25 protein-coding genes are annotated in these 24525 nt (G+C 62.9%); 16 read left to right on the forward strand and 9 right to left on the reverse strand.

Features of this window, described 5'->3' with window-relative positions; translation table 11 throughout:
- Window positions 1-3: 3 nt before the first annotated feature.
- Both ACERHN_RS16050 and rlmJ read right to left on the reverse strand, forming a co-directional pair.
- Complete coding sequence (locus ACERHN_RS16050) at window positions 4-435, reverse strand: TerB family tellurite resistance protein (protein ID WP_415920026.1); 432 nt, start codon at window positions 433-435, stop codon at window positions 4-6.
- A gap of 5 nt (window positions 436-440) precedes the next feature.
- Entirely contained in the window at window positions 441-1214 is a 774-nt protein-coding gene (gene rlmJ / locus ACERHN_RS16055; protein ID WP_415920027.1) for a 23S rRNA (adenine(2030)-N(6))-methyltransferase RlmJ, read from the reverse strand.
- Between the two features lie 245 nt (window positions 1215-1459).
- Between rlmJ and ACERHN_RS16060 the strand changes: the two genes are divergently transcribed.
- The 7 genes from ACERHN_RS16060 (at window position 1460) to ACERHN_RS16090 (ending at window position 9096) form a co-directional block, all read left to right on the forward strand.
- Window positions 1460-1756, forward strand: coding sequence for a hypothetical protein (locus ACERHN_RS16060; protein WP_415920028.1), 297 nt, complete (start codon window positions 1460-1462; stop codon window positions 1754-1756).
- Between the two features lie 139 nt (window positions 1757-1895).
- Window positions 1896-3698, forward strand: a complete 1803-nt coding sequence (locus tag ACERHN_RS16065) for a RiPP maturation radical SAM C-methyltransferase (protein WP_415920029.1) — start codon at window positions 1896-1898, stop codon at window positions 3696-3698.
- A gap of 30 nt (window positions 3699-3728) precedes the next feature.
- The gene (locus tag ACERHN_RS16070; RefSeq protein ID WP_415920030.1) at window positions 3729-4592 is read left to right on the forward strand and encodes a cupin-like domain-containing protein; all 864 of its coding nucleotides are present in this window, start codon (window positions 3729-3731) and stop codon (window positions 4590-4592) included.
- Window positions 4585-5802 carry a JmjC domain-containing protein gene (locus ACERHN_RS16075; RefSeq protein WP_415920031.1) on the forward strand — a complete coding sequence of 406 codons (1218 nt, stop codon included), beginning with the start codon at window positions 4585-4587 and terminating at the stop codon, window positions 5800-5802. Before ACERHN_RS16070 ends, ACERHN_RS16075 begins: the two co-directional genes overlap by 8 nt.
- A 42-nt stretch (window positions 5803-5844) precedes the next feature.
- Entirely contained in the window at window positions 5845-7239 is a 1395-nt protein-coding gene (locus ACERHN_RS16080) for an arginase family protein (protein WP_415920032.1), read from the forward strand.
- On the forward strand, window positions 7229-8323 hold the full coding sequence (locus tag ACERHN_RS16085; RefSeq protein ID WP_415920033.1) for a class I SAM-dependent methyltransferase: 1095 nt from the start codon (window positions 7229-7231) through the stop codon (window positions 8321-8323). Before ACERHN_RS16080 ends, ACERHN_RS16085 begins: the two co-directional genes overlap by 11 nt.
- Window positions 8299-9096, forward strand: coding sequence for a hypothetical protein (locus ACERHN_RS16090; RefSeq protein WP_415920034.1), 798 nt, complete (start codon window positions 8299-8301; stop codon window positions 9094-9096). Before ACERHN_RS16085 ends, ACERHN_RS16090 begins: the two co-directional genes overlap by 25 nt.
- Before the next feature lie 6 nt (window positions 9097-9102).
- On the opposite strand, the gene ACERHN_RS16095 is transcribed toward ACERHN_RS16090, so the two are convergent.
- Window positions 9103-10746, reverse strand: coding sequence for a CTP synthase (locus tag ACERHN_RS16095; protein WP_415920035.1), 1644 nt, complete (start codon window positions 10744-10746; stop codon window positions 9103-9105).
- A gap of 175 nt (window positions 10747-10921) precedes the next feature.
- Window positions 10922-11284 (reverse strand): preprotein translocase subunit SecG, encoded by a 363-nt coding sequence (gene secG, locus ACERHN_RS16100; protein WP_415920036.1) that lies wholly within the window; start codon window positions 11282-11284, stop codon window positions 10922-10924.
- A gap of 111 nt (window positions 11285-11395) precedes the next feature.
- Between secG and nthA the strand changes: the two genes are divergently transcribed.
- Genes nthA through ACERHN_RS16115 form a run of 3 tightly spaced genes read left to right on the forward strand, consistent with a single transcriptional unit; the run spans window position 11396 to window position 12983 of the window.
- Window positions 11396-12007: a nitrile hydratase subunit alpha gene (nthA, locus tag ACERHN_RS16105; RefSeq protein WP_415922755.1), complete on the forward strand. Its 612-nt coding sequence runs from the start codon at window positions 11396-11398 to the stop codon at window positions 12005-12007.
- Complete coding sequence (gene nthB / locus ACERHN_RS16110) at window positions 12004-12678, forward strand: nitrile hydratase subunit beta (RefSeq protein WP_415920037.1); 675 nt, start codon at window positions 12004-12006, stop codon at window positions 12676-12678. Before nthA ends, nthB begins: the two co-directional genes overlap by 4 nt.
- Complete coding sequence (locus ACERHN_RS16115) at window positions 12675-12983, forward strand: nitrile hydratase accessory protein (RefSeq protein ID WP_415920038.1); 309 nt, start codon at window positions 12675-12677, stop codon at window positions 12981-12983. The genes nthB and ACERHN_RS16115 overlap by 4 nt, the downstream gene beginning before the upstream one ends.
- A gap of 159 nt (window positions 12984-13142) precedes the next feature.
- On the opposite strand, the gene ACERHN_RS16120 is transcribed toward ACERHN_RS16115, so the two are convergent.
- On the reverse strand, window positions 13143-13538 hold the full coding sequence (locus ACERHN_RS16120; protein ID WP_415920039.1) for a DUF6524 family protein: 396 nt from the start codon (window positions 13536-13538) through the stop codon (window positions 13143-13145).
- A gap of 169 nt (window positions 13539-13707) precedes the next feature.
- On the opposite strand from ACERHN_RS16120, the gene ACERHN_RS16125 reads away from it, so the two are divergent.
- The gene (locus tag ACERHN_RS16125) at window positions 13708-15000 is read left to right on the forward strand and encodes an adenylosuccinate synthase (RefSeq protein ID WP_415920040.1); all 1293 of its coding nucleotides are present in this window, start codon (window positions 13708-13710) and stop codon (window positions 14998-15000) included.
- 9 nt (window positions 15001-15009) lie between these two features.
- Window positions 15010-15228: a DUF2842 domain-containing protein gene (locus tag ACERHN_RS16130; protein ID WP_415920041.1), complete on the forward strand. Its 219-nt coding sequence runs from the start codon at window positions 15010-15012 to the stop codon at window positions 15226-15228.
- Window positions 15229-15304: 76 nt separating this feature from the next.
- Here ACERHN_RS16130 and ACERHN_RS16135 read toward each other — a convergent pair whose 3' ends face one another.
- Window positions 15305-17512 carry a hypothetical protein gene (locus tag ACERHN_RS16135; RefSeq protein WP_415920042.1) on the reverse strand — a complete coding sequence of 736 codons (2208 nt, stop codon included), beginning with the start codon at window positions 17510-17512 and terminating at the stop codon, window positions 15305-15307.
- A 138-nt stretch (window positions 17513-17650) separates the two neighbouring features.
- Between ACERHN_RS16135 and ACERHN_RS16140 the strand changes: the two genes are divergently transcribed.
- On the forward strand, window positions 17651-18370 hold the full coding sequence (locus ACERHN_RS16140) for a thiamine diphosphokinase (protein ID WP_415920043.1): 720 nt from the start codon (window positions 17651-17653) through the stop codon (window positions 18368-18370).
- Here ACERHN_RS16140 and ACERHN_RS16145 read toward each other — a convergent pair.
- The 3 genes from ACERHN_RS16145 to ACERHN_RS16155 all read right to left on the reverse strand — a co-directional run bounded on the left by ACERHN_RS16145 (window position 18288) and on the right by ACERHN_RS16155 (window position 21377).
- Window positions 18288-19205, reverse strand: coding sequence for a DMT family transporter (locus ACERHN_RS16145; RefSeq protein ID WP_415920044.1), 918 nt, complete (start codon window positions 19203-19205; stop codon window positions 18288-18290). The two genes, ACERHN_RS16140 and ACERHN_RS16145, sit on opposite strands and share 83 nt — an antisense overlap.
- Before the next feature lie 106 nt (window positions 19206-19311).
- Window positions 19312-20685 (reverse strand): L-serine ammonia-lyase, encoded by a 1374-nt coding sequence (locus tag ACERHN_RS16150; protein WP_415920045.1) that lies wholly within the window; start codon window positions 20683-20685, stop codon window positions 19312-19314.
- Window positions 20686-20687: 2 nt separating this feature from the next.
- Window positions 20688-21377 carry a glutathione S-transferase family protein gene (locus ACERHN_RS16155; RefSeq protein ID WP_415920046.1) on the reverse strand — a complete coding sequence of 230 codons (690 nt, stop codon included), beginning with the start codon at window positions 21375-21377 and terminating at the stop codon, window positions 20688-20690.
- Between the two features lie 123 nt (window positions 21378-21500).
- On the opposite strand from ACERHN_RS16155, the gene ACERHN_RS16160 reads away from it, so the two are divergent.
- The 3 genes from ACERHN_RS16160 (at window position 21501) to ACERHN_RS16170 (ending at window position 24463) form a co-directional block, all read left to right on the forward strand.
- On the forward strand, window positions 21501-22088 hold the full coding sequence (locus ACERHN_RS16160; protein ID WP_415920047.1) for a hypothetical protein: 588 nt from the start codon (window positions 21501-21503) through the stop codon (window positions 22086-22088).
- A gap of 98 nt (window positions 22089-22186) precedes the next feature.
- On the forward strand, window positions 22187-22975 hold the full coding sequence (gene rpiA / locus ACERHN_RS16165) for a ribose-5-phosphate isomerase RpiA (protein ID WP_415920048.1): 789 nt from the start codon (window positions 22187-22189) through the stop codon (window positions 22973-22975).
- Window positions 22976-22987: 12 nt separating this feature from the next.
- Window positions 22988-24463 carry an FAD-dependent oxidoreductase gene (locus tag ACERHN_RS16170; RefSeq protein WP_415920049.1) on the forward strand — a complete coding sequence of 492 codons (1476 nt, stop codon included), beginning with the start codon at window positions 22988-22990 and terminating at the stop codon, window positions 24461-24463.
- The last annotated feature ends 62 nt before the right edge of the window (window positions 24464-24525 follow it).

The raw sequence follows: 24525 nt of genomic DNA on the forward strand, positions 1-24525 counted from the left end.
CGCCTAGCCAAGCGCGCGCGTCTTGATGTCGGCGCTGTCGGCGTCGGTGATGCCAAGCGCCGCTTCGATCTGATGCAACGACGCCTCTTCGATGGCGGCGTGTTCCCCGTCCGCGAGCAGCACCTGCCACATCGCCATGGCAAGGCCCAGCCGGTCCGCATAAGGAACCGTATCGCGCAGGATTTCCGCGTATTCCGGCGTGCCCGGCGCGTGCCGTTCCAACGCTTCGCAGGTCGCGCGCAGTTTGGCCGCCTCCAGCGGTTTGAGGTTGAACGTCCCGCTCAGGATCTTGTCAATCGCGCCCACTTCTGCGGCCTGGTAATCGCTGTCGGCCATGGCGATGCGCACCAAGAGCGCACCGAGCGCAAGCTGCGGCGTCGGCTCCGGCAGGGGCGGCGTTTCCTTGGGGCGTTTCGGGAATAGGCGTTCGAACATGGGTCTCACTTCAATCTGTCGAAGTGAGTTTTCAGATTTGCAGCCCGTTCGGCAAGCCCAAAGGGCGGGCGGATCACAAACAGACCCGATCCGATCATGCCGTGGCCCGGACGGGCAGGGGGAAAACGGACCTCGTGGCGCAGCGCGACCTGGTGATCTTTTTGCAGCGTTTTCAGCATGCTGGTATGGGCGTCGGACCGCAGCACCGGATACCACAGGGCGATGATCCCGACATTCCATGCGCGCACGTATTTTCTGATGTGACCGGGGATGGTGTCGTAATCCTCTTTCACCTCGAAACTGGGATCGATCAGCATCAGACCCCGCCGCGGGGTCGGCGGCACCAACCCGTGCGCCATGTCAAACCCGTCCATCCGGCGGCATGTGACCGTGGGCAAGGCGAGCTCGAGCGCGTTGTGTTCTTGCGGGTGCAGCTCGGCCACAGTCAGCGTATCACTGTCGCGCAGCCGCTGCACCGCGATGAGAGGCGAGCCCGGATAGGCGTCCGGACCGTGCGCGGCCACCGTCTCGGTCAAGGACCGCATGTAGGGATCATCCGCCGCAAACCAATCGCGCGCCTGTGCGATGCCACGGGCCGCTTCGCCGGTTTTGCGCGCCGCCTCTGCGTCCAGATCATAGAGCGCGCGACCGCCATGGGTTTCGATATAGCTGACCGGTTTGTCCTTGCGGGTGAGATAGTCGAGCATCCAGGCCAGAAGCGCATGTTTGTGCACATCCGCAAGGTTTCCGGCATGGAAGATATGTTGGTAACTGAGCATGCGCGAGGTGTAGCGAAAAGCGTTCCGCGCGCAACGATTTTCACCGCTGGTTTGCGGTGCATGTGTCGCCATCTTGAAACCGGGTATTTCCGTATCTTGCGCAGCGGCAACGATATTTTCACCGTTGACTCAAATCTGATTCCGCAATTACCCTAGGTAGTATTAAAACACATCTTATTCTCAAACCCCGTCCTGCGTTTTGGCATTTTCAATCGGGGTTTCATTTGACCAAAAGGAGTTTCGATATGAAAAAGCCGGAAATCAAAACAGAGATGCGGGCGTCCAAAGACACCATCGTCGAGATGCGCCTGCCGATTGAACAAGTGATCAAGAACATGTCGCCCGAGGTGCGCAAGCAAGTCAGCGTCGTCGCCGAAAAGCGCGGCATTGGCATCGAAAAGTTCGTGCATGAACAAATGACGGCACAGCTGATTGATCAGGATATGTTTCTTGCAAACGGCATCGATTGGGATATCCGCGCCGACAGCAACCCGCGCCGCGGGGACGTCCGTGTGGGCGGTGGTATCGGCGGACGGTTCTGATCGCGCCACGGGGCGTGTCCTCGGGATGATCGTACCTGTAGGCCGGCGCTGACCCTTCGGCGCGGCACGTACGGTATTCGTATTTGGTGAATTCAATTTGGCGCCGCGCGCAATTGCGCGCGGGCATTTGAGGCTGTTTATGCAATTCGATGATTTGGATATCTATGCGCAATGTGATGTCGCCCTTATTGTGCCACCATTCGCAGATGTATTTCAGGCCAATATGGCGTGCCACCTATTGCAGGCCTGCGCCAAACAGGCGGGATTCAACGTCCGTGTCATCTATGGCAACCTTCTGTTTGCATCGATGATCGGTCCGCGTGTCTACCGCACGCTGATCGACGAACGGCTGATGCTCGAGGCGATTTTCCGCGAGGCTGCGTTTGGCGGTAAAGACGACCCGGCGCTTGCGACGCGCATGGCCACATCCGAAAGTTTCATGCACGCCCGCGCCCATGTGGCAGAATGGTTGGACGCGATGTCGGCCATCGTGGCCAGGATGTCCCCGCGCATTGTCGGATCAAGCTGCTCGTTCGAGCAAATTACGTCGAGCATCGCCGTCCTGCACCGGTGCAAGGACGATTTCCCGGACATCACCACATTGATCGGCGGGGCCAATTGCGAGGCTGACATGGCCGAAGGGCTCCTTTCGACCGGTGCCCGCATTGATCACGTGGCCTCTGGCGAAAGCGAAGACACATTTGTCACCCTGCTGACGCAAATCCTGCGCGACGGCACAACGCCGGATCGGATCGTCTATGGCAAACCGTGCATGAAGATGAATGCCTTGCCGCTGCCGGAATACGATGAATTCTTTGTCCAGCATACGCGGTTCATGGCCGGTCGTGACGGCGCGGTACAGCAACCTGCACTGCCACATGAAAGCAGCCGTGGGTGCTGGTGGGGCGAAAAGCATCACTGCACGTTCTGCGGCCTCAATGGCGGCGGCATGGCGTTTCGCGAAAAGACGGCGGACAAGATCGTGGCCGAGATAGACACGCTCTTTGCGCGCTATCCGATCAATCAACTGAACATGACCGACAACATCATGCCGCATCGGTATTTTCAGTCGGTGCTGCCGCGGCTGGCCAAATCGGTGCCGGACGATGCCACGATCTTCTATGAGCAAAAGGCGAATATCAGCCTCGACAAGGCGCTGCTCTTGCGGGACGCGGGTGTAACAGAGATCCAGCCGGGCATTGAATCGCTCAACACAGACATCCTGACCTGCATGAACAAAGGCACGACCGGCGCGCTGAACCTGCGGCTGTTGCGGTTGGCGCGCAGCCTCAAGATCGACGTGTCATGGAACCTGCTGGTCGGCTTTCCGGGCGACAAGGCCGAAAGCTATGCGGAGATGCTGGAGGTCATGCGCAAGATCCCGCATCTGCAACCGCCCAGTGATTTCGCCTTTTTGCGGCTCGACCGGTTCAGCCCGTATCACGAGGATCCGGACCGGTTCGGCATCGAAAATGTGCGCCCTCTCGAGATCTATGGCCAGCTGTTTCCCAAGGGCACGGACCTGGATAAACTGGCCTACTACTTTGCGGGGGATTATGCGTCGGGTGCGTTTGAGTGCCCCGAGACGATTGACGCCATCAAGGCGCTGGCCGGGACATGGCACGCGCGCTGGCAGAAACGCGTGAAACCGGCGCTGTCGCTGGCGCATCTGACCGACGATCTGTTTGCGCTGGTCGACACCCGCGATCCGGCGCGTGACACGCCGATGGATATCATTTCCGAAGACGCCGCGCGCGCCGTGCTGAACCCGGCCGCAGACATGAGTGCCGCGCGGCGCAATTGGCTGCGGGATCGGGACCTGATTGTTGAACTCGATGGTCAGACCGTGCCGCTCACCACAGCCCCGGTCGCGCTGTTGCGCCGTTTTGCGCAGCCCACGCCCACCGCACAGCCACCCTTGATCGACCTTCCGGCGGAGTGATCCGCCACGCGCCATACGAAAGGATGACCCATGCATAAAAAAGATGTCCCCGTTGAGACGCTTTTGTCGCCAAGCACCTTTGACGCCTATATCCGCCCCGGCGGGAGCCCCGTGATCATTCGTGGCTGGATGCATGGCTGGGCCGCGATGGACAAATGGGATTTTGACTTTTTCCGTGATGTCTATGGCGACGATCCGGTCAAGCTGGCCGCCGATTCCATGAGTGACGAGGCGGCGTTTGTCACCACCATGGCAGAGTACATCGAATACATTCAGGCCGCTGGGGTGCAATGTGCGCTGGCAGAGAAACATGCGCAAATCGGGGCGCAGCGCCCGTTTTACTGCACGTCCTTCAAGCCCTTTGCGCTTCACCCAGAGTTGCTTGCGGACTTTGCGCTGCCGCCCTTTGTCATCGACTGGTGGCCATGGATCGGTCAAAGCTTTCAGGACGCCCATTTTCCCAATGACCAGGGCTGGCTTTTGATCAGCCCCGCAGGGGCTGCGTCACGGATGCATATCGACTCGCATCACACCATCACGTGGCTGGCGCAGGTGCGCGGGCGCAAGACGGCGTATCTCTTTGCGCCGGAGGACGCGGATGCGGTGTATCACGGGGCGGTTGATCCGGCGGCGCCGGATTTTGCGCAATACCCGTTGCTGCGCGAGGCGACGTGCTGGCAGTGCACTCTGGAACCGGGGGACATGTTGTTCCTGCCGCCGGACTGGTGGCACCATGTCGTCACCGAAGAAAACTCTGTCACGGTCAGCCAGAACCTCGTCAACCATGTGAACTTTGGCCTCTACGTGCGCCGTGCATACGGTCGGCAGTTGCCCGCGTTTCTGGCCGGGCTGCCCGCCGACATGGTGCGCAGGCGGGAACTGAGCCATGTTTGACCACGAACCGCAGCAACCCGGCTGGTCGCTTGAGACATTGATCACCCCGGTCTCTGCCCAAGGCTTCTTTGATCGGTATCACGAACGCGATTTCCTGTATTCGCCCGGACATGCGGGCCGGTCGCTCGAGACACTGTTTCAGGTCAGCGCGTTGGAAGACCTGATGTGCCAGATGCAGGATCTGGACGACGTAAAGACCACAGGCGGTCGGGCAGGATCGCCTGCCCCCGCGCGGCGTGGGGCGGCGGGCGGCTACTTTGCTGACTATGCCGATGGAAAGACGATTGTCGTCAACGGGATACACCGCCGCTGGGCTCCGGTGCGTGATCTGTGTGCTGCGCTTGCGGCGGATATGGTGACGACGCTGCAATGCAATCTTTACGTGACGCCGGCGGGGGCGCAGGGGCTCGACTGTCACTGGGACGGGCATGACGTGCTGGTGTTGCAGGTGGGCGGGTCCAAGGCATGGACCTTATATCCGATGATCGACAACATGCCCGCACCGGACGCGCCGGGCCAGGGTATCACGCCCGACGCACCACCGCTGGCCGAACTGACGCTGCGCGCGGGGGATGTGCTCTATGTTCCGCGGGGGATGCCGCATGTGGCGCAGGCCACGGACGAGACATCGGCGCATCTGACCATCGGTCTGATTGGCGTGACGTGGCGCGACCTGATGCAGGCGGCGGTGCATGTGGCAGCGCAGACGCGCACGGACATGCGCCGCGTGTTGCCGGTGGGCTGGGTGTCGGGCGACATCGCCGCGCCGGAGGCCTATGCCGCGGCGGCGCAGGTCCTGGCGGACCGCGATGTTCTGCACCGGGCCGTGGATCTGCTGGCCGCCAAGGTGATCGAGGCCGCGCCCGTGCCCGTGCGCGATCCCTTCGCATCGCTCGATCTCGTGGATGCCATGACGCTCGAGACCGAGCTGTCGCGCCCGGCGCGGTCCCTGGTGCGGTGCATCGCAAACGAAACAGGCGCGACCCTGCATTTCCCCGGCGGGCAGATTGATGGCACGGACAAGACCCTGTGGGCATTCGGGTTTTTCGCCGAAACGGCCCGGTTTCGTATCCGCGACATTCCCGGTTGGTACAGCGATGCAGAGCGGATGAAGCTGGCGCGCGATCTGGTCTGCGCCGGTCTTTATGCAATCACGCCCGGATCACCTTTGGCCATGGATGCCTGCGCGACGCCGGGGGAGCGGACATGACCACGCGGGCTGCAAAACAGCACCGCACCCGGAGGTGAGCATATGGATGGCGCTTTTCAGGACAGCAGCACGGCCTATCAACTCAATCCGCGGCTGCGGCTGACAGCTTATGGCGGGCAATTCTATGCCCACGATGCGGCATTGGCGCAGGGGCCGATGGTGGACCTCCCGACACAGCGGATCAGCACCGCGGATTATGACACGCTGCGCGCGCTCAAGGGGCAAGGCGTGTTTCTCAACCCCGCCTCCACCGACGATCTGCGCAGAGCGCTTGATGAACACGGAGCCGACACGGCCATGCTGGACCGCTGGATCAGCGCGCGCTTTGTGCTCCCGCACAAAACACCGACCGAGCGGGCGCAGGACGAGATGGTGCAGCGCCTGACAGGCCACTTTGGCCCGGATACGCCGCCAGTGCCGTTTGCCCAGCGTGAAACGCATCAACGCTGCTTTGCGCCCAACCGGTTTTTCAACCTGCCCGCCGATACGGATCCATCGACAGCCCATGTTGCCATGGTCGGTTTGCCTTTTGCGTCCTTGCCGATCAGCGCGGGCACACAGACCGCCCCGGATGCATTGCGCCTGCAATCGCGCGCGCTGTCATGGCTCGATTTTCAGAAAACCGGGGCCTATTCCGATGTCGTTCTGACCAACGGCAAACCCGACATCATGGGGCGCGGTGTGGTTGTGCAGGATTGCGGTGATCTGCGCTGTGCCGAACAGACCCCCGCGGGCATGTACGCAGCGCTCGGCACGCTGCTCGACGATCTTGACGCGCACGCGATCAGACCCCTTTTCATCGGCGGAGATCACGCGGTGAGCTATCCGGTGGTCAAGGCAATGCTCGCGCGTGAGCCGCATATGGGGCTTTTGCATTTCGACGCGCATAACGATCTGTTTTACCAAGGGAATGTCAGCTTTAACCACGCGGCGTTCCTGTCGAATCTGCTCAAGGACACGCGCGTGGAAAAGGTCGTGTCGATGGGGCTGCGCACCACGCTGGATCAGCGGACGCAGAACATGGAACAGGCCTATGACCGCGATGATGCGGGCGACCGGGTGTCCCTGGTGCCGCTGCCCCGCTTGAAACAGCTGCTTGCATCGCCGCGCGCCTTGCGGCGTGCCGTGTCAGCGCTCGGGGGGCGTCCCTATTACATCACGCTCGATCTGGACGTCATGTCCGAGGCTGCGGTCGCGGGGCAGGTGTCCACCCCATGCGGTGCGGGCCTTGAATGGCACGAATTGCACACCCTCCTGCACGCGATTTTCGCGCAGCTCGAAATTCGCGGCGCGGACGTGGTCGAGTTCAATCCGGGGCAGGGGGATGGCGACGGGCCTGCGCGGGACATCAATGCAACGCTGGTGCGTCTGATTGACGGTCTGGCGCGTTCGGGCGGCAAACCCCGCGCATATCAGGAGGCGACCGATGGCACTTGAACCACAACGCGCCGGGCAGGGATATCTGGGCGATACTGGGACACTGCACCTGGCGCGGATAGATCTGCCGGGCATCGTGCCTGGGCCGGACGCGGCCCTGGTGCGGGCCCCGAATATCCAGCGCACCTTGGCGCTGGATGCAGATGACCGGGCGTTTCTGGACCGGTTCACCGGGGCGCAAACGGCACAGACGGTGGTGGACGCGATGCAGGGCGCGCGGATGTCGAAATACGGCTCCGAGATGGACATGTATCTTGGCGTCGAACGGTTTCGCGCCTTGGGGCTGTTGGTCGCAACGCGGCTGTTGCACCCTGACGACGTGCGGGGGCTGGTTGTGCCTGCGACATGTGCCTGTCCGGACGGGCCGCTGGCGATCACGAGGCGACCGGACGGCCGTTGGCTTGCCGTGGCGGGCACGAACGCGATTACGGCACAGCGCCCGGTGCGCGCGCATGTCCTCGACCATTGTGCAGCGCTGGCACAGCTGGCCAGCCTGCCGGGTGAATTCTTTGGGTCCGCGCGCGGCGGCATCCCGTATCAGAGCATCTTTCTCGACGGGACCGAGCATGTGCCGGGGCGCCGCCCGGACCTGCATGACCGGTTCGAACGGATTGATCTCGCTGATATCGCGGGCAAGCGGGTGCTGGATCTGGGCTGCAACATCGGCATGAACTGTGTCCACGCCGCGCATCTGGGCGCGCACCGCGCTGTTGGCTTCGATCTGCCCGAGATCGTGGCCGCAGCCGAGCGCCTGAACATGTTCTTCGACACACCCTGCCGGTTCGTGGCGCAGGATTTGAACGTGCCGCCTGCGCATACAGGGCGGTTTGACACGGTGTTCCTGTTTGCCGTTCTGGGTCATCTCGACACGCTGGATGGCGTGCTGTCGATCCTTGCGCAGGCGCAACCGGAAACCGTTTATGTTGAGACGCATTGCGACATTCAGGATCAGGGGCAGACCGAGGCGTTCCTGAACCTGCCGGTGTTCGCTTCTGTGACCCCGCTTGGCCTGAATTTCGACAATGCGGTGCGCGGAACCCGGTCGCGCCAGTTGTTCCGATGCCGCATCGCCCGGTCCTCCTGATCCCCGATGCGGATGGCTTTGTAACGCCGCGCGCCGCGCCGGATGCGCTACAGACGCCGTGGCGCGCGCCGCTGGATCACATCGCGCAAGCCTGTCGTGGGGTGTGCGGTCCTGCATTCCACAGCCTTTACGTCCGGGGCAGCGTTGCGGTTGGGCAGGCGCGCGAACATATCTCCGACATTGATGCGGTGGTCCTCACGCGCGCTCCGGTGCCAGGCTTGGACAAGCGGTGGCGCGACGCGTTGAGTGACCGGATTGTGCGCAAATGGCGCTTTGTCCATTCGGTTGAAGTGATGCCGTTGACCAAGGCCGAGCTGTTTCGCTCCGCCATCTTATCCGCACTGCTCAAGACGCAGGCATTTTGCCACGCGGGCCAGGACGTGGTGCCCGATCTGCCGCGCTGCCGGCTTGGGCTGGACCTGATGTTCGAAAGCTGGACCTTGCCCAATGACATCGCCCTGGCGCGGGGGTTGCAATCCACGCCCAAGGCGCATCAAGCGCGCATGTGGGTGGCCAAGAAGATCATCCGCAGCAGCTTTGAGCTGGTGATGCAGGATGCAGGGTTCTACACGCGCGATTTGTCCGTCTGTCGGGCGCAGTTCCTGCGCAAGCACCCGGACCACGCGCCATTGATGCGGCACGGGTTTGAGATGGCCACAGGGCAGGGCGATCAGGCGTTTGATGCGCTGACCGCGTTTGGCACGGGGTGGCTTTATCCAGAGGTGTGCAGGGTGTACGGCGCCGATCTGATCACACGCGCCGTGCACGCCTGACCCGGTTCAGACCAGGCGCGAGACATCCCGTGCGGCCCGCACAAAATCCTGGAACAGGGGGTGCGGCGCGAAGGGTTTCGACTTGAGCTCCGGGTGGAACTGAACCCCGATGAACCACGGATGGTCCGGCCATTCCACAATTTCAGGCAAGCGTCCGTCCGGTGACATGCCCGAGAACCGCAGCCCCGCCTCTTCGAGTTGCTTGCGGTACGTAATATCGACTTCGTACCGGTGGCGGTGGCGCTCATCAATCGCGGTGCGGCCATAGACTTCGGCCACCTTGGATCCTTCGGACAATACGGCGTCGTATGCGCCCAGACGCATTGTCCCACCCTTGTCATCCTCGACCTTGCGTTCAACCTTGTGATTGCCCTGCACCCATTCCTTGAGGTGATACACGACCGGCGTGAAGCGTTTTTTCCCGGCCTCGTGGTCGAACTCCTCGGACCCGGCATCGCTGAGGTTGGCAGTGTTGCGCGCGGCCTCGATCACGGCCATCTGCATGCCCAGACAGATGCCGAGATAGGGCACCTTGCGGGTGCGCGCGAATTCCGCGGCCTTGATCTTGCCTTCGGTGCCGCGCTCTCCAAAACCGCCGGGCACGAGGATCGCGTGGAAGCCTTCGAGATGCGGGGCCGGGTCTTCGCGATCAAACAATTCCGCATCGACCCATTCGACCTTGACCCGGACACGGTTGGCCATGCCGCCATGAGTCAAGGCCTCGGCGATGGATTTGTAGGCGTCTTCCAGCTGCGTGTACTTGCCGACGATGGCGACCTTGACCTCGCCGTCGGCGTTGTGGATGCGGTCACTGACGTCTTCCCACTTGCTCAGATCGGGTTTCGGGGCGGGCGAGATCTGGAACGCATCAAGCACCGCCTGATCCATCCCCTCGCGGTGATAGGCCAGAGGTGCATCGTAAATCGTGCTGAGGTCCTGCGCCGCGATCACGCTTTCGGGGCGCACGTTGCAGAACAGCGCCAGCTTTTCACGCTCTTTCACGGGGATTGGCCCTTCGGACCGGCAGACAAGGATATCGGGCGCGATCCCGATGGAGCGCAGTTCCTTCACGCTGTGCTGCGTCGGCTTTGTCTTCAGCTCGCCCGACGCCTTGATATAGGGCAGCAGGGTCAGGTGCATAAAGATACACTGCCCGCGCGGCTGATCCTGCGAAAACTGTCGGATGGCTTCGAAGAACGGCAGCCCCTCAATGTCGCCCACCGTGCCGCCGATCTCGCACAGCATGAAATCAACCTCATCATCGCCGATGCCGATGAAATCCTTGATCTCGTTGGTGACGTGGGGAATGACCTGAATCGTTTTGCCGAGGTAATCGCCGCGCCGTTCCTTTTCGAGCACGGTGGAGTAGACGCGGCCCGACGAAACGGAATCGGTCTTGCGCGCGGCAACGCCCGTGAACCGTTCATAGTGACCAAGGTCGAGGTCGGTTTCGGCCCCATCATCGGTGACAAAAACCTCGCCATGTTCAAAGGGCGACATCGTGCCGGGATCGACGTTCAGATACGGATCCAGCTTGCGCAAGCGGACGGAAAATCCGCGCGCCTGCAACAGCGCGCCCAGAGCGGCAGAGGCAAGGCCCTTGCCCAAGGAGGAGACAACCCCACCGGTGATGAAAATATAGCGCGCCATGTTCAGCAGTCTCCCGTGGTATTCTCAGGCCTGACGCCCGGATATGAGCCGCGCAAATTGCGCACCCCACGGGACACCAGTGTAGCAGGATTCGGTCTCAAGGGGCAAGGATGCCGCAACACGATGTTGCGGCAAAATCTATGCAGACCTCAATATTTTGGTCGTTTGACCGCGATCAGTCGGCCGATGGCACCAGCGGGCCGGTGTCATCGGTGCTGGGTGGCAACAGGTCGCCGCCCGGGGGCACCAGATCATCGGCCGGTGCATTCTGTGCCGGCGGTGTGATGCCCAGTTGGTCGATCACGGACGTCCCGGACGCGTTGCGTGCGGCCATGATCGTCAGGGTGATCGAGGTGATGATAAACGCGATGGCCAGGATCCAGGTCACCTTACCCATCGCTGTCGCGGGGGCCCGGCCCGTTGCGGCACCGCCGCCGCCACCCATACCCAGACCGCCCCCTTCGGAGCGCTGCAACAGAACCACGGCCACAAGGCCGAGGGCGAGGATCAGGTGGATGATCAGAACGACGTTTTCCATGGAGGCTTTGGGCACCTTTGCTGCGCGATGCGCGGTATCTATGCAAGTTTGTCAGAGGGGGCAAGGGCACAGGTGCTGGACATTGCGTGCGGTGATGCGCAGGGTATCGAAATGCCACATGATCACAGTCACGATGACCACCCGCACACCCTTTTGCCGTCCGACCCCGCGCTGCGGGTCAAGGCGCTCGAGACGCTTCTGACGGACAAGGGGTTGATCGATCCCGCAGCGCTCGACGAAATCATAGACACGTATGAAAATCGCATCGGCCCCAAGAATGGGGCGCATGTCGTGGCGCGGGCATGGCACGATCCCGCATTCAAGGCAGCACTTCTGGAGGATGCAGACCCGGTGTTGGCCGACATGGGATATTACGGGCGGCAAGGCGAACATATGGTCGTGGTGGAAAACACGGATGCTGTGCACAACATGGTCGTTTGCACGCTGTGCTCTTGCTATCCCTGGCCGCTCCTGGGCATTCCGCCGGGATGGTACAAATCCGACGCCTACCGGGCCCGCGCGGTGCGTGAGCCGCGCAAGGTGCTGGCCGAATTCGGTGTGACCCTGCCGGAGGCGACGACGGTCCGCGTGTGGGATTCGACGGCGGAGGTCCGGTATCTGGTGCTGCCGCAACGGCCCCCGGACACCGATGGATTGGACGAAGCTGCGCTACAGGCACTGGTGACGCGCGACGCCATGATCGGCTGCGGTGTGCTGTCATGACCCGCGTGCACGACATGGGGGGACGGTTTGGCGATGGTCCGGTTGTGCCCGAAGCCGAAGCGGTGAAATTCCACGCCGATTGGCATCCGCGCGCGCTGGCCATCACGCTGGCCTGCGGCACTTTGGGCCTGTGGAACATTGATGTCTCGCGGCACCGGCGCGAAGGGCTGAAGCCCACGGACTATGCGCGGTTTACATATTACGAAAAATGGCTGGCCGCGCTGGCGGATCTTCTCGTGGAGACGGGTGCATTGACCCGCGCCGAGCTGCAAAGCGGGAAGGCGGATGGGGTGTCGCCACTGGCGGACAAACGGCTGGCGGCGGATGCGGTCGCGGGCGTTCTGGCGCGCGGCGGCCCCGCGACACGGACAGGCGGGCCTGCGCCCATCTTTGCCCTTGGTGACAGGGTCGCAGTGCGGGCCCACGCGGAGAACATGGATGTGCCTGGCGGGCATACCCGCCTGCCGGGATACATCGCGGGGGCTGTCGGAACAGTGGTGCGCCACCACGGCACCCACGTCCTGCCCGACAGCAACGCGCATGGTGCGGGCGAAGCGCCAGAGCCGCTTTATGCGGTTGCGTTTCGCGCGGGCGATCTTTGGGCCCATGCCGAACACGCCGGGGACGAAGTGGTCGCTGACCTCTGGCAAAGCTACTTGAGCCGTCGATGAGGCCCGAGCCCGCATTCGAAGCGCCGTGGCACGCGCAACTCTTTGCGCTGACCGTGCACCTCAACGAGGCGGGGCATTTCACCTGGCCGGACTGGGCCGCGCGCTTTGGTGCGACGTTGCGCGCCCACAGCAAGGCGTCTGATCTCAATGGCGGCGACGACTATTTCGCCGCATGGCTCGAAACACTCGAGGCCTTGCTGACCGAACTTGGCACTGCCGACGCGTCAGAGATTGCACAGCTGACAGAGGCATGGCGCGCCGCGTATCTGCACACACCGCACGGGCATCCTGTGCGGCTGCCGTAATCCCTGTCTCTGTTCCAGAAAATCCCGGGGTTTGGGGGCTGGCCCCCAAGAAAGCTGTGTTTGGGGGCTGGCCCCCAAGAAAGCTGTGTTTGGGTGCTGGCGCCCAGCGAGCGCTCCTTTACATGCGCGCCCGCAGTCTGCTTCGAACAACCACAAATGTCATTCGTCTACGTCGTCCACATCGGTTTGGCCTGACAGGCGGCGGCGCACGATGCTCCAGCTCAAGCCGATCCCCAGCACAAATGACAACGCCAACAGGCCGAGCCACGTGTTGAAATTCCGATTGTCGATGTTCAGCAAACCCAGATCGTAGAGCACCCACAGGATCGCGCCCACAATCGACAAAATCAGTGCCATGCCAAACCCGCCGATCGACCTGAGCGTCGCGCGCAGATAGATGATGTACCCGACCAGAAGAAGCAGACCGAGCAGGACGGCGACAGACAGGTTCTGCGCCCCGTTCTGCGCGGTCCAGATGACGTAATTGTAAGGCGTCGGGTTGTAGGTCGCCGAAAGCAGCGCAAACGCGCACACCCATCGCAGGAAAAAGCCCATCTGTTTGCGGTCCCTTGTCGTCTCGTGGCCCTGTTCATGACCCACCGTCCGTTCGGGTTCAACCGTCGGAGCCTCCGGCGGTGGTATTTTGAGCCAGAAGAAACTAACGGTTTGCGTCTCGGGGACGGATCGCTATACCGGCGCGGGTTTTCATCGAAAGGGCTCGAGCATGGCCAATGTGGTGGTTGTCGGCGCACAATGGGGCGACGAGGGCAAAGGCAAGATTGTCGATTGGCTGAGCGAGCGGGCGGATGTGATCGCGCGCTTTCAAGGCGGGCACAATGCCGGGCACACGCTGGTGATCGATGGTGAGGTCTACAAGTTGCACGCGCTGCCTTCGGGTGTGGTGCGGGGCGGCAAGCTGTCGGTGATTGGCAATGGGGTCGTGCTCGACCCCTGGCATTTGGTGTCGGAGATCGAGACATTGCGCGCGCAGGGCGTCGAAATCACGCCCGAGACCCTGATGATTGCCGAGAACACACCTCTGATCCTGCCGATCCATGGCGAGCTCGACCGGGCGCGTGAAGCGCAGAATTCAGTGGCCAAGATCGGGACCACCGGGCGCGGCATTGGCCCGTGTTACGAGGACAAGGTGGGTCGCCGCGTCGTGCGCGTCGCTGACCTTGCCGATCAGGCCACGCTGGAGCTTCGGGTGGACCGGGCGCTTGTGCATCACGATGCGTTGCGGCGGGGGCTGGGACTGGAGCCGGTCGACCGTGCCGGTTTGCTGGCCAAGCTGTCGGAGATCGCACCGGCCATTCTCGAATACGCCGCTCCGGTCTGGAAGGTGATGAATGAGGCGCGCAAGGCGGGCAAGCGCATCCTGTTCGAGGGGGCGCAGGGCGCGCTTCTCGACATTGATTTCGGGACCTACCCGTTCGTGACCTCGTCCAACGTGATCGCCGGGCAGGCCGCGACGGGCGTCGGCATGGGACCGGGCAGCATTGATTTCGTGCTGGGCATCGTCAAGGCGTACACGACCCGTGTCGGCGAGGGGCCATTTCCGACAGAGTTGGAAGATGCGGATGGACAGCGTCTTGGGGAGCGGGGGCACGAATTTGGCACCACCACGGGGCGCAAGCGGCGCTGCGGCTGGTTCGATGCGTGCCTTGTGCGCCAGACCTGCGCGACCTCTGGCGTGAACGGCATTTCCCTGACCAAACTGGATGTGCTGGACGGGTTCGAGACATTGCGCATTTGCGTGGGCTACGAACTTGACGGGGTGCGTATGGATTACCTGCCCACGGCGGCAGACAGCCAGGCGCGCTGCACGCCGATTTACGAGGACATGCCCGGCTGGACCGAATCCACGGAAGGCGCGCGCAGCTGGGCTGATCTGCCCGCCAATGCCATCAAATACGTGCGCCGGGTCGAGGAGTTGATCGACTGCCCGGTCGCCCTACTTTCCACCTCGCCGGAACGCGAGGATACCATCCTGGTCCGCGATCCATTTGCTGACTGAGGAGGGCGCATGGCGCTGCGATACAAGACACGGAAACGGCTGGCCCTTTTGGTGCTGATCGTCGGGGTGCCGCTTTACATTATCGTGGCGGTAAACCTTGTGGCGCTGTTCGAACGCCCGTCGATCCTTGTGGAACTGCTGGTCTATATCGGGCTGGGCGTGATCTGGGCGTTTCCGCTCAAGGCCGTGTTCAAGGGGATCGGACAGCCGGATCCGGACGGGTCCTGAGGCCCGATGCCTTGGTGGCTGAACGACAAAGGCGGCACCGTTTGGGCGCCGCCTTTTTGCGTTCGGGTGGGGCGGATCAGCCCGCCGCGCGTTCGTCGGGGCGATAGCCGATGTCGCCCGTCACGGTGAACCGGCCACCTTTGCGCTTTTCGATCTTGCCGGCACGCAGCAACTGGCCAAAGGAGCGCAGCCCGTCTTCGCGGCTGAAATCCTCTTTCTCGACCTGACGCACCTTGGTCATGAGCTGCGGGCGCGAGAACTGGTCATGCCCTTCCACAAAGCTGAGATAGCTTGCGGCCGCCTCCAACAGGTCAGGCAGGCTGTGTGCGCCCATTTCGCTGGCATAGTCGGCAAAACCGCCTTCCATCGGGTCTGCGGCCTGCGGTTCATCCGCTTGCGCGACGCGGCGCGGGCGCACAGGGCCGCTTGGCTTGGCGCTTTCCACGTCCACCCGTTGCTCAGCAACGAGCTTGAGCGGTGCGGGCCGCTCGGCGCTTGGGCGTTCACCGCGGGCTGTGGTGGGGGCCGCAGGGCGGCGCGGGATGACGACGGACGCGAGGTCGGAGCGGAACGCGCCTTCGTCCTTTTCGGCGTCGTCGCCCAGACCCTGATCCGCCTTTTTCGCCATTACGGCAGCCTTGAGATGCTGGAACGCGTTGCGACGGCTTGACCCTTCGGGTTCTTCCATCTGGTTGTCGACCTCGGCCATCAGGCGCGAGACGTCGTCGTCGTTCACAGGCGCTTGCTCTTCGGCTGTGGCCTCGTCGGTGATGGCCTCTGGCGCCTCTTCGGCCTCGCTCTCCACAGCGTCTGCGCCCGGCAGTTCGGCCGCGACGGCGTCAAGCTCGGCTTGCAGTTCCGCTTCTTCCGATGCGGACAGGCTGGACGCAGGCTGGGTGTCCTCGGGCTCGACCACTTCTTCGATCTGGCCCTGGGCAATGGCCGCGTCGATATCGGCACGCTTCACCTTGATGATGCGGGCGCGGCGCGGTGCGGCTGGCTCAGCCGCGTCGGTTTCAGGCGCATCGGCCTCATCAAAGAGGTTGTCGGCGCTGTCGTCACCGTGCAGGTCAACGTCCAGATCATCGGCAAGGCTGTCCGCACCCATTATGTCCGGGGTGTCGGTCTCTGCATCCTGTGACGGGGCGTCTTCGAGTGCTTCGGCGTCATCATGCGATGCGTCTTCTTCCGTCGCTGCGTCCTCTTCCGGCGCTGCATCGTCCTCTGGTGCGGTGTCATACCGGGCGAGGATGTCGGCGATGTCGTCGCCACCCGTGTCTTCGACACTTTCGTCTTCTGCGATGTCTTCGATGTCGGCCACGACATCCGCCAGAACATCCGCATCAGACGCATCGTCCTGAGGGGCGACGATGTCGGCGATTTCCGGGGTCTCGTCGCTTGCGGCCTTTGTGGTGAAAGGTTCGGCATGTTCGTCTTCGAACATCTCGTCTTTTTCCGCAGCGTCCTGGCTTTGGCTGACAACGGCGCGGATGCGTTGCAGTTTCGCGGCGATGCTGTCTGCGGCCACGGGCGCTTCTGCCTCAACAACATCTGCCTCGGCACCTGTCTCTTCGGCCTCGACCTCGGCTTCCGCTTCCGGCTGGGCATCTTCGCTGTCTGCAAAGAACGCCTCTGCCGTCTCTGCTTCGGCAACGGGTTCGGGCGTTTCGTCGTCATCCTGCGCCTCAACCGACGCCATCAGGGCATCGAGGTCCACTTCGGCGGCGTCTGCGCCTGGCGCGTCGTCACCCATGTCGGGCGCTGCTTTGGCGTCGGCGTCGTCCACGGTCTCTTCGATGACCTCTGCCACGGCCTCTTGCGGTTCCGCTTCATCAACACTGACGTATTCCGGCGCGGGCTCAGCGACTTCTGGCGCCTCCGCCACACTCTCCTCGGCAACGACAGCTGGTTCTTCAGCGTCAACCGGTGCCGCGTCCTCTGCGGCCGCTTCAGCGAGGGCAGGGGCGGGGGCCACCACGGGTGCGGCGGCGGCGATGGCGGCGGGCGCCACGGCGGGGGCCGCTGCGTCCGGCTCCGCGCTCAGCACGATGCGGCCTTCCTGTTCGCGGGCTTCGACCCGGCGCGAAATCTCACGTTCGGCAATGCGCGCCAACATCTCAGCGTCTGGCACGGGCGGTTCTGCCCCGAAATACCTGTCATCGGAGGCGAGATCCCGGAAATATTCCGCAATCGCCTTCATGGTGCCAAAACTGTCGTCAAATCCTTCCAACGTGCACGAGAACGTACCGTAGGAAACTGTCAGAATTTTATTGTTACTCATCATCGGTTGCTCGTCCTCTGCCGATTTGCGACCGTGGTCATAGCGCGCAAGTGCGGACCAAAGCGGCCCGAATCTGTGCCGGGTAAGGTATCATTTCGAGGCGACATTGTGATTTGTTTCCCAAGAATGCATTAATGCCCGATGACGACAAGCATTGTTGACAAATTTGAAGCAGTTACGCTTGTCGGCGGTGGCAATGCCTCTGTCGCGCTTTTATTGGACACGATTTCCTATGCGCCGACCTGTGTGGCGGCGGATGGGGGCGTGGCGCTCGTGCTCGAGGCGGGCCTTGTGCCGGACGCCGTCATCGGGGATTTTGATAGCTTGCCGCAAGATGTGCGGCAGGCAGTCCCCGCGGACCGGTTCCACCATATCGCGGAGCAGGACAGCACCGATTTCGACAAGGCACTGCGCCACATCACGGCGCCACTTGTGCTGGCGGTTGGGTTCACGGGGGCGCGGCTCGACCACCAACTGGCGGTGCTCTACGTCCTGACCAAGTATCCGGACCGACCTTGCATCCTGATCAGTGAGGATGAGCTGACCTGTCTGTGCCCGCCGCATCTGACTTTGCCGACGCAGGCGGGGGATGTCGTGTCGCTTTTTCCCATGGGACCTGTCACAGGGCGCTCATCCGGGTTGCAGTGGCCGATTGACGGTTTGGCGTTTGGCCCGCTCACACAAATCGGGACGTCCAATGCGGCCACGGGCCCGGTCGAGATCACGGTGGATGCACCGCATATGCTGATCATGCTGCCGGTGGCGCAGTTGCCGCACCTTATACAGGCGCTGGTGCCCGCGCCTCCAGCCGGGCGATGGCCCGCTCGCGCAGCACAATATAAAGACCCGCCGCGATCGTGACGCAGATACCGACCAGCGCCAGACCGTTGGGAAAGTCCGAAAAGACAATGAGCCCGATCACGGTGGCCACCGGAATTTCCAGATACTGCATCGGCGCAAGCGTTGCCGACGGCGCATAGCGCAGCGACCAGGTCATCAGCAGGTGCGCCAGCGTGCCCAGCAGCCCGATGGCCAGCAGCAGGCTCCATTCCACCGTGTCGGGCGTTTTCAGGACCAGCGCATCAATGCCGCTCGATTGTGTGAGCAGCAGGAGCGGGCCCATGATGATCACCGCCATCACACCGCTGACCGCTTGCAGGCCCACTGGGTCGGTTTCGCGGGCAATCTGGCGCGTGACCAGCATGAACACGGAAAAGTTCACCGCCACGACCAGCGGCAAAAGCGCGGGCCAGCCAACCTCGGCAAAGCTGGGCTGGACCACCATCAACGTGCCGATGAACCCCACCACACAGGCCCAAAGGCGGCGGGATCCGACCTCTTCCCCCAGAACGAATTTACCAAGAAGCAGCATCAGGAACGGCATGACAAAGGCGATGGCAACCGCATCGGCGAGCGGCAGGTATTGCAAGGCGGAGAACATCGCGCCGATGCCAAAGATATGCAGCACGGTGCGCAAAATCGTCAGCCGCAGAACCCGACCGCGCATCCGCCACATCCGGCGGGTCGCCCACACCAACGGGATCAGCACGGCGGCCTGAACGGCAAAGCGGATGAACAGCAGCTGCCCCAGCGCCACCGACTGACCCAGCAGCTTGGCCACCGCGTCGCCCATCGGGGCAACAACGCAGAATCCCAGCATCAGGATCACACCGAGCAGTGGCTTGTCTTGAGACATGACCGCACGCTACTGATTGCAGGTCTTTTGGCAACAAACCTTTACGTGCGTACTGATGCGCATTCGCGTCAGTTTGCCGAAATTACGCTGATGAGGTGGGAAGGGGTCAACAGTTGGGCACGTTGACCGCCAAACCGCCCAGCGATGTTTCCTTGTACTTCTCGCTCATGTCGGCCCCGGTCTGGCGCATGGTTTCGATGCACGCATCAAGCGGGACAAGGTGCGTGCCGTCACCGCGCAGGGCGAGCGAGGCGGCCGACACCGCCTTGATCGCACCCAGACCGTTGCGTTCGATGCAGGGCACCTGAACCAGCCCCTTCACCGGGTCGCATGTCATGCCGAGGTGATGTTCGAGCGCAATTTCAGCGGCGTTCTCGATCTGCTGCGGGGTGCCGCCCATCACGGCGCACAGGCCCGCGGCGGCCATTGCGGCGGCGCTGCCGACCTCGGCCTGACACCCGGCTTCGGCCCCGGAGATGGAGGCGTTGAACTTGACCAGCCCGCCAATCGCAGCGGCGGTCAGCAGGAAATCCTCCACATGGGCCTCGGACGCGCCGGGCACGTGATCAAGGTAGTAGCGCAAGGTCGCAGGCAGAACGCCCGCGGCCCCGTTGGTGGGGGCGGTGACAACCTGGCCACCGGCGGCGTTCTCCTCGTTCACGGCCATGGCATAAACGCTCATCCAGTCGTTGATGGTGTGCGGCGCGGTCAGGTTCATGCCGCGCTCTTCCATCAGCTTGTCATAGATCCCCTTGGCCCGCCGTTTGACGTGCAGACCACCGGGCAGTGTGCCATCCGTCGTCAGGCCGCGGTCGATGCAATCGTTCATCACCTGCCAGAGCCGTTTTGTCCCCGACTTCAGATGCGGATCGCCGTTGCGCGAGATTTCATTGGCACGCTTCATCTCGGCGATGGATTTGCCGGAGGCTGCGGACATCTCCAGCATCTCGGCGGCGGTCTTGAACGGGTAGGGAACGGGCGCGCCCTCGTCCGTGGCCTTGCCCGCGGCCAGCTCCTCTTCGGTCATCACAAAGCCGCCGCCGATAGAATAGAACACCTGCCGCAGGGTGACATCGCCCTGTGCGTCGGTGGCCATCAGGATCATCCCGTTGGCGTGCCCGGTCAACGGCGTGTCGTAGTCAAACGTGAGATCCGATTTCGGGTCAAAGGACAGCGGCGGCAGGCCGTCCACCTCGATCACTCTGGTCTCGGCCAGCCGGGCAAGCGTCTCTTCGGCCTGTGCGTGGTCGTAGGTGTCCGGCACAAACCCCGCCAGCCCCAGAACCGTCGCGCGGTCCGTGGCATGCCCCACGCCGGTAAAGGCGAGCGAGCCGTGCAAGGACGCCCGCACGCCTGCGAACTGGAACGGCGACGCGCGCATCATGTGGAGGAAGCGGGCGGCAGCCACCATCGGGCCCATCGTATGGGACGAAGAAGGGCCGATGCCGACCTTGAACATCTCGAAAACGGACAGGAACATCTCTAGAGGGCCGATCCTTCGGGTGGATTGGGGCGCGTGGGCGCGGTGAACGGTGTCGGACCCAGCCCTTCGGCGGTCTGGGCGATGGTTGTGGCTTGTGCCGCGTCCATGCGGGTGCAGATGTGGTGCAGGCGCGGCCACATGGCAAGGCGAAACCACGTGCGGTCGTCGGGACCGTAGATCGCACACCAGCGCAGCATCGCCGCCAGATACATGTCGATCACGGTCAGCGTATCGGTGCCGAAAGCCGTGCCTGCCGCGGCCTCAAGCGTATCAAGATGGCGGCATATCCCGCGCGCCGCACCGTCCGTGACAGCGGCGCGCAGCGACGCATCATCGCCCACCAGTTTGTGGGGATAGAACAGCAGTTGCAGGTACGGGTGCACGGTGTTGGCGCAGAAAAACAACCATTTGAGAAAGTCGGCCCGCCCCGGATCATCCAGGCGGGGGCCAAGCGCGCCGTGCCTGTCCACGAGCCAGAGCAGGATGGCACCCGTCTCGAAAATCGGTCCATCCGGCGTGTCGAGCGTCGGGATCAGACCGTTGGGGTTGCGGCGCAGGTAGGCTGCGCTGCGCTGTGCATTTTGCGCGCGGTCCACCAGAACCGTCCGATACGGCGCGCCGATGCTGTCCAGCGCAAGGCGGATGATCAGGGACGCGTTGTCAGGCGCATAGTGCAAAACATAGCTCATGCAGTTGTGTATCGCGGCGGCGCGCTGGCGCGATGTCTCAAAACGACCAAATGGCCGGAGAATGGGCCATGGTTAAGCCGGTCTTTACTTTTCTGCGCTTGGATTGGGGCAGGAGGATTGGCCATGCGATGGATTCTGGTTCTGTTGTCGGTGCTGGCCTGTGCCATGCCGTGGCGCGCGGGCTTTGCGCAGGATGTGGCGGGGCAGGCGCTGGTCGATACGCTTGTGGCGCAGACCCCCGGTGCGACCCTGCACCGGATGCGCGCGCGGCCCGAGGCGTTTGTGCAAGAGGCGGCGGGGTTGATCCTGGGCTATGGCTCGGTGCGCGGGTTGTCCGCCGACGATATCGAAACCGCCATCGCCGCCGAACGCGCCCGCCTGCGCGCGCGGGAAATGCGGCGCCTGCTGGAGGCGGATTTGAACGATGATCTCGCGGTGACGCGGGCCGAACTGGATGTGCTGCTGTCGGCGGCGTCCGCGACGATGCGCGGGCGGCTTTTGGTCTGGCACAGGGCGGCGGATGTGGACCGCGACGGCACGGCCAGCTGGGGTGAGCTGCGCGCGCATGCGAATGCCGTGGCGCGGGCGGGCATGAGCGCAGAGGCGACGGCGGTCATGCGGGCGATGATCGGTTTTGACCTTGATGGTGACGGTTTCGTGATGCTGGATGAGGTGCTTGAGGCGATGGCCTTGCTGGGCGCGCCGGTCTGATGTGACGCGGGTGCCGGGCGCAATTCGCGCCCTTGGGGGTCGCAACGCGCGGCGGGGCTGCGTATAAGCGCAGCAGCACGTGAAGGAGTCGCCCGCCCATGTCCGGAGAACTGTCGCCCATCGACAAGGCCAAGTTCGTCGCCGCCAAGCGCGCCGCAGACTATGTCGAGGACGGGATGCGCGTGGGCCTTGGCACCGGATCGACGGCCGCATGGCTGGTGCGGTGCCTGGGCGAGCAGGTGCGTGACGGCGGATTGCGGTTCAAGGGCGTGCCCACGTCCACGCGCACGGCGGATCTGGCCCGCGAGATGGGCATCGACGTCATATCCCTGGATGAGGCCAAGTGGCTGGACCTGACGATTGATGGCGCGGACGAGTTCGATGGCGACCTGAACCTGATCAAGGGCGGGGGCGGCGCGCTCCTTCAGGAGAAGATCGTGGCGACCGCGTCCGATCAAATGGTGGTGATCGCCGACATCGGCAAAGAGGTCGAACATCTGGGGTCGTTCCCGCTGCCCATAGAGGTGATCCCCTTCGGCTGGCAAACCACGCAGGCGCTGGTCGAGGAAACGCTTATTTCCATGGACGTTCTGGGCCGTCAGTCGACCCTTCGGATGAACGGTGACCGGCCCTTTATGACGGACGAGGGCAACCACATTCTCGACCTGCATCTGCAACGGATCGGCAACCCCCGGCAGCTGAGCCTCGTGCTCAACCAGATGCCGGGTGTGGTTGAAAACGGCCTGTTCATCGATATTTGTGACGCGGTTGTCATTGGCTATGGCGATGGCCGGGTCGAAATACGCGACATCAACGAAGGCACTGTGGAACAGGACCGTCTCGACTTTGTCGAAACGGATAACCTGTTTACGGATCTCGCAGAATAAGGAAGCCTGATCATGGCAGATTACGACTACGACCTCTTTGTGATCGGGGGCGGCTCGGGTGGTGTGCGCGCGGCACGGGTCGCGGCGGGCGAGGCTGACGCCAAGGTCGCGTTGGCCGAAGAGGACCGCTATGGCGGCACCTGCGTGATCCGCGGCTGTGTGCCAAAAAAGCTGATGGTCTTTGCCAGCGAATTCTCGCACATGCCGGACCTGGCTGCGGGATATGGCTGGGACATCAAGCCCGGCACGTTCAATTGGCGCAGCTTCTGCGACCACCTCAATACGGAATTGAACCGGCTCGAAGACGTCTACAAATCGCTGCTCGACAATTCGGGGGTGGAGCGGTTCGATGCGCGCGCGCGCATCAAGGACGCGCATACGGTCGAGCTGTCGACGGGTGAGACCAAGACGGCCAAGACCATCCTTCTGGCCAATGGCGGGCGGCCCGTGCGGCCCGACCTGCCCAATGCGGATCTCGGCATCGTGTCGGATGACATCTTTCACCTCGAAAGCCTGCCCAAGTCCATTCTGATCATCGGCGGCGGCTATATCGCCTGCGAATTTGCCTGCATCATGCACGGGCTGGGTGTCGAGGTGACGCAATATTACCGGGGCGCGCAGATCCTGCGCGGTTTTGACGACGAAGCGCGCGGATTGATTGCCGAAGCCATGCGCGAACGGGGCATCGACGTGCACACCGGCACCGATATCGTGGAAATGCGGCTGGCGGCGGACGTGGATGATGGCGCACGCCCCACCGATTCCGATGCCGCCATGGGCGCTTCCGCGCAACAAAGCAACATTCTGACGGAGCAGACCCGCGATGCCGCCGACCCGTCCCGCGGTGGGCCGATCTGGGTCAAGGCCACCAACGGGCGCGAGCGGGTGTTCGACACCGTGCTCTTCGCCACGGGCCGCACGCCAAACACGGATGACATGGGGCTCGAAGATGCGGGCGTCAAACTGGGCCGTCGCGGTGAGGTCATCGTGGACGACTATTCCAAGACGGACGTGGACAGCATCTATGCGGTGGGGGATGTGACCAACCGCGTGAACCTGACCCCTGTTGCGATCCGCGAGGGCATGGCGTTTGTCGAAACCGTGTTCAAGGACAACCCCACCAAGGTGGATCACGAACTGATCCCCTCGGCGGTGTTCACGCAGCCCGAATACGGCTCCGTCGGGTTGACCGAAGAGCAGGCGCGCGATCAGGAAGAGGTCGAGATCTTCTGCACCTCGTTCCGGCCGATGCAAACCGCCTTTGCCGGCCGGTCCGACCGGGTGCTCATGAAACTGATTGTCAGCAAGCAAAGCCGCAAGGTTCTGGGTTGTCACATCGTCGCACCACATGCGGGCGAGATGATCCAGCTGGCGGGCGTTGCAATCAAAATGGGCGCAACCAAAGAGGATTTCGACCGGACCGTGGCGGTGCACCCGACCATGTCCGAAGAGATCGTCACCATGAGAACACCGATGCGGACTGCTTGATTTTCGGCACGAAACACACAAGTACGGGCCTAAGGCGCAGCACATGCTGCGCGATCAAAAGG

Source organism: Tateyamaria rhodophyticola (genome assembly GCF_047777875.1).
In the GTDB taxonomy this organism is placed as follows: domain Bacteria; phylum Pseudomonadota; class Alphaproteobacteria; order Rhodobacterales; family Rhodobacteraceae; genus Tateyamaria.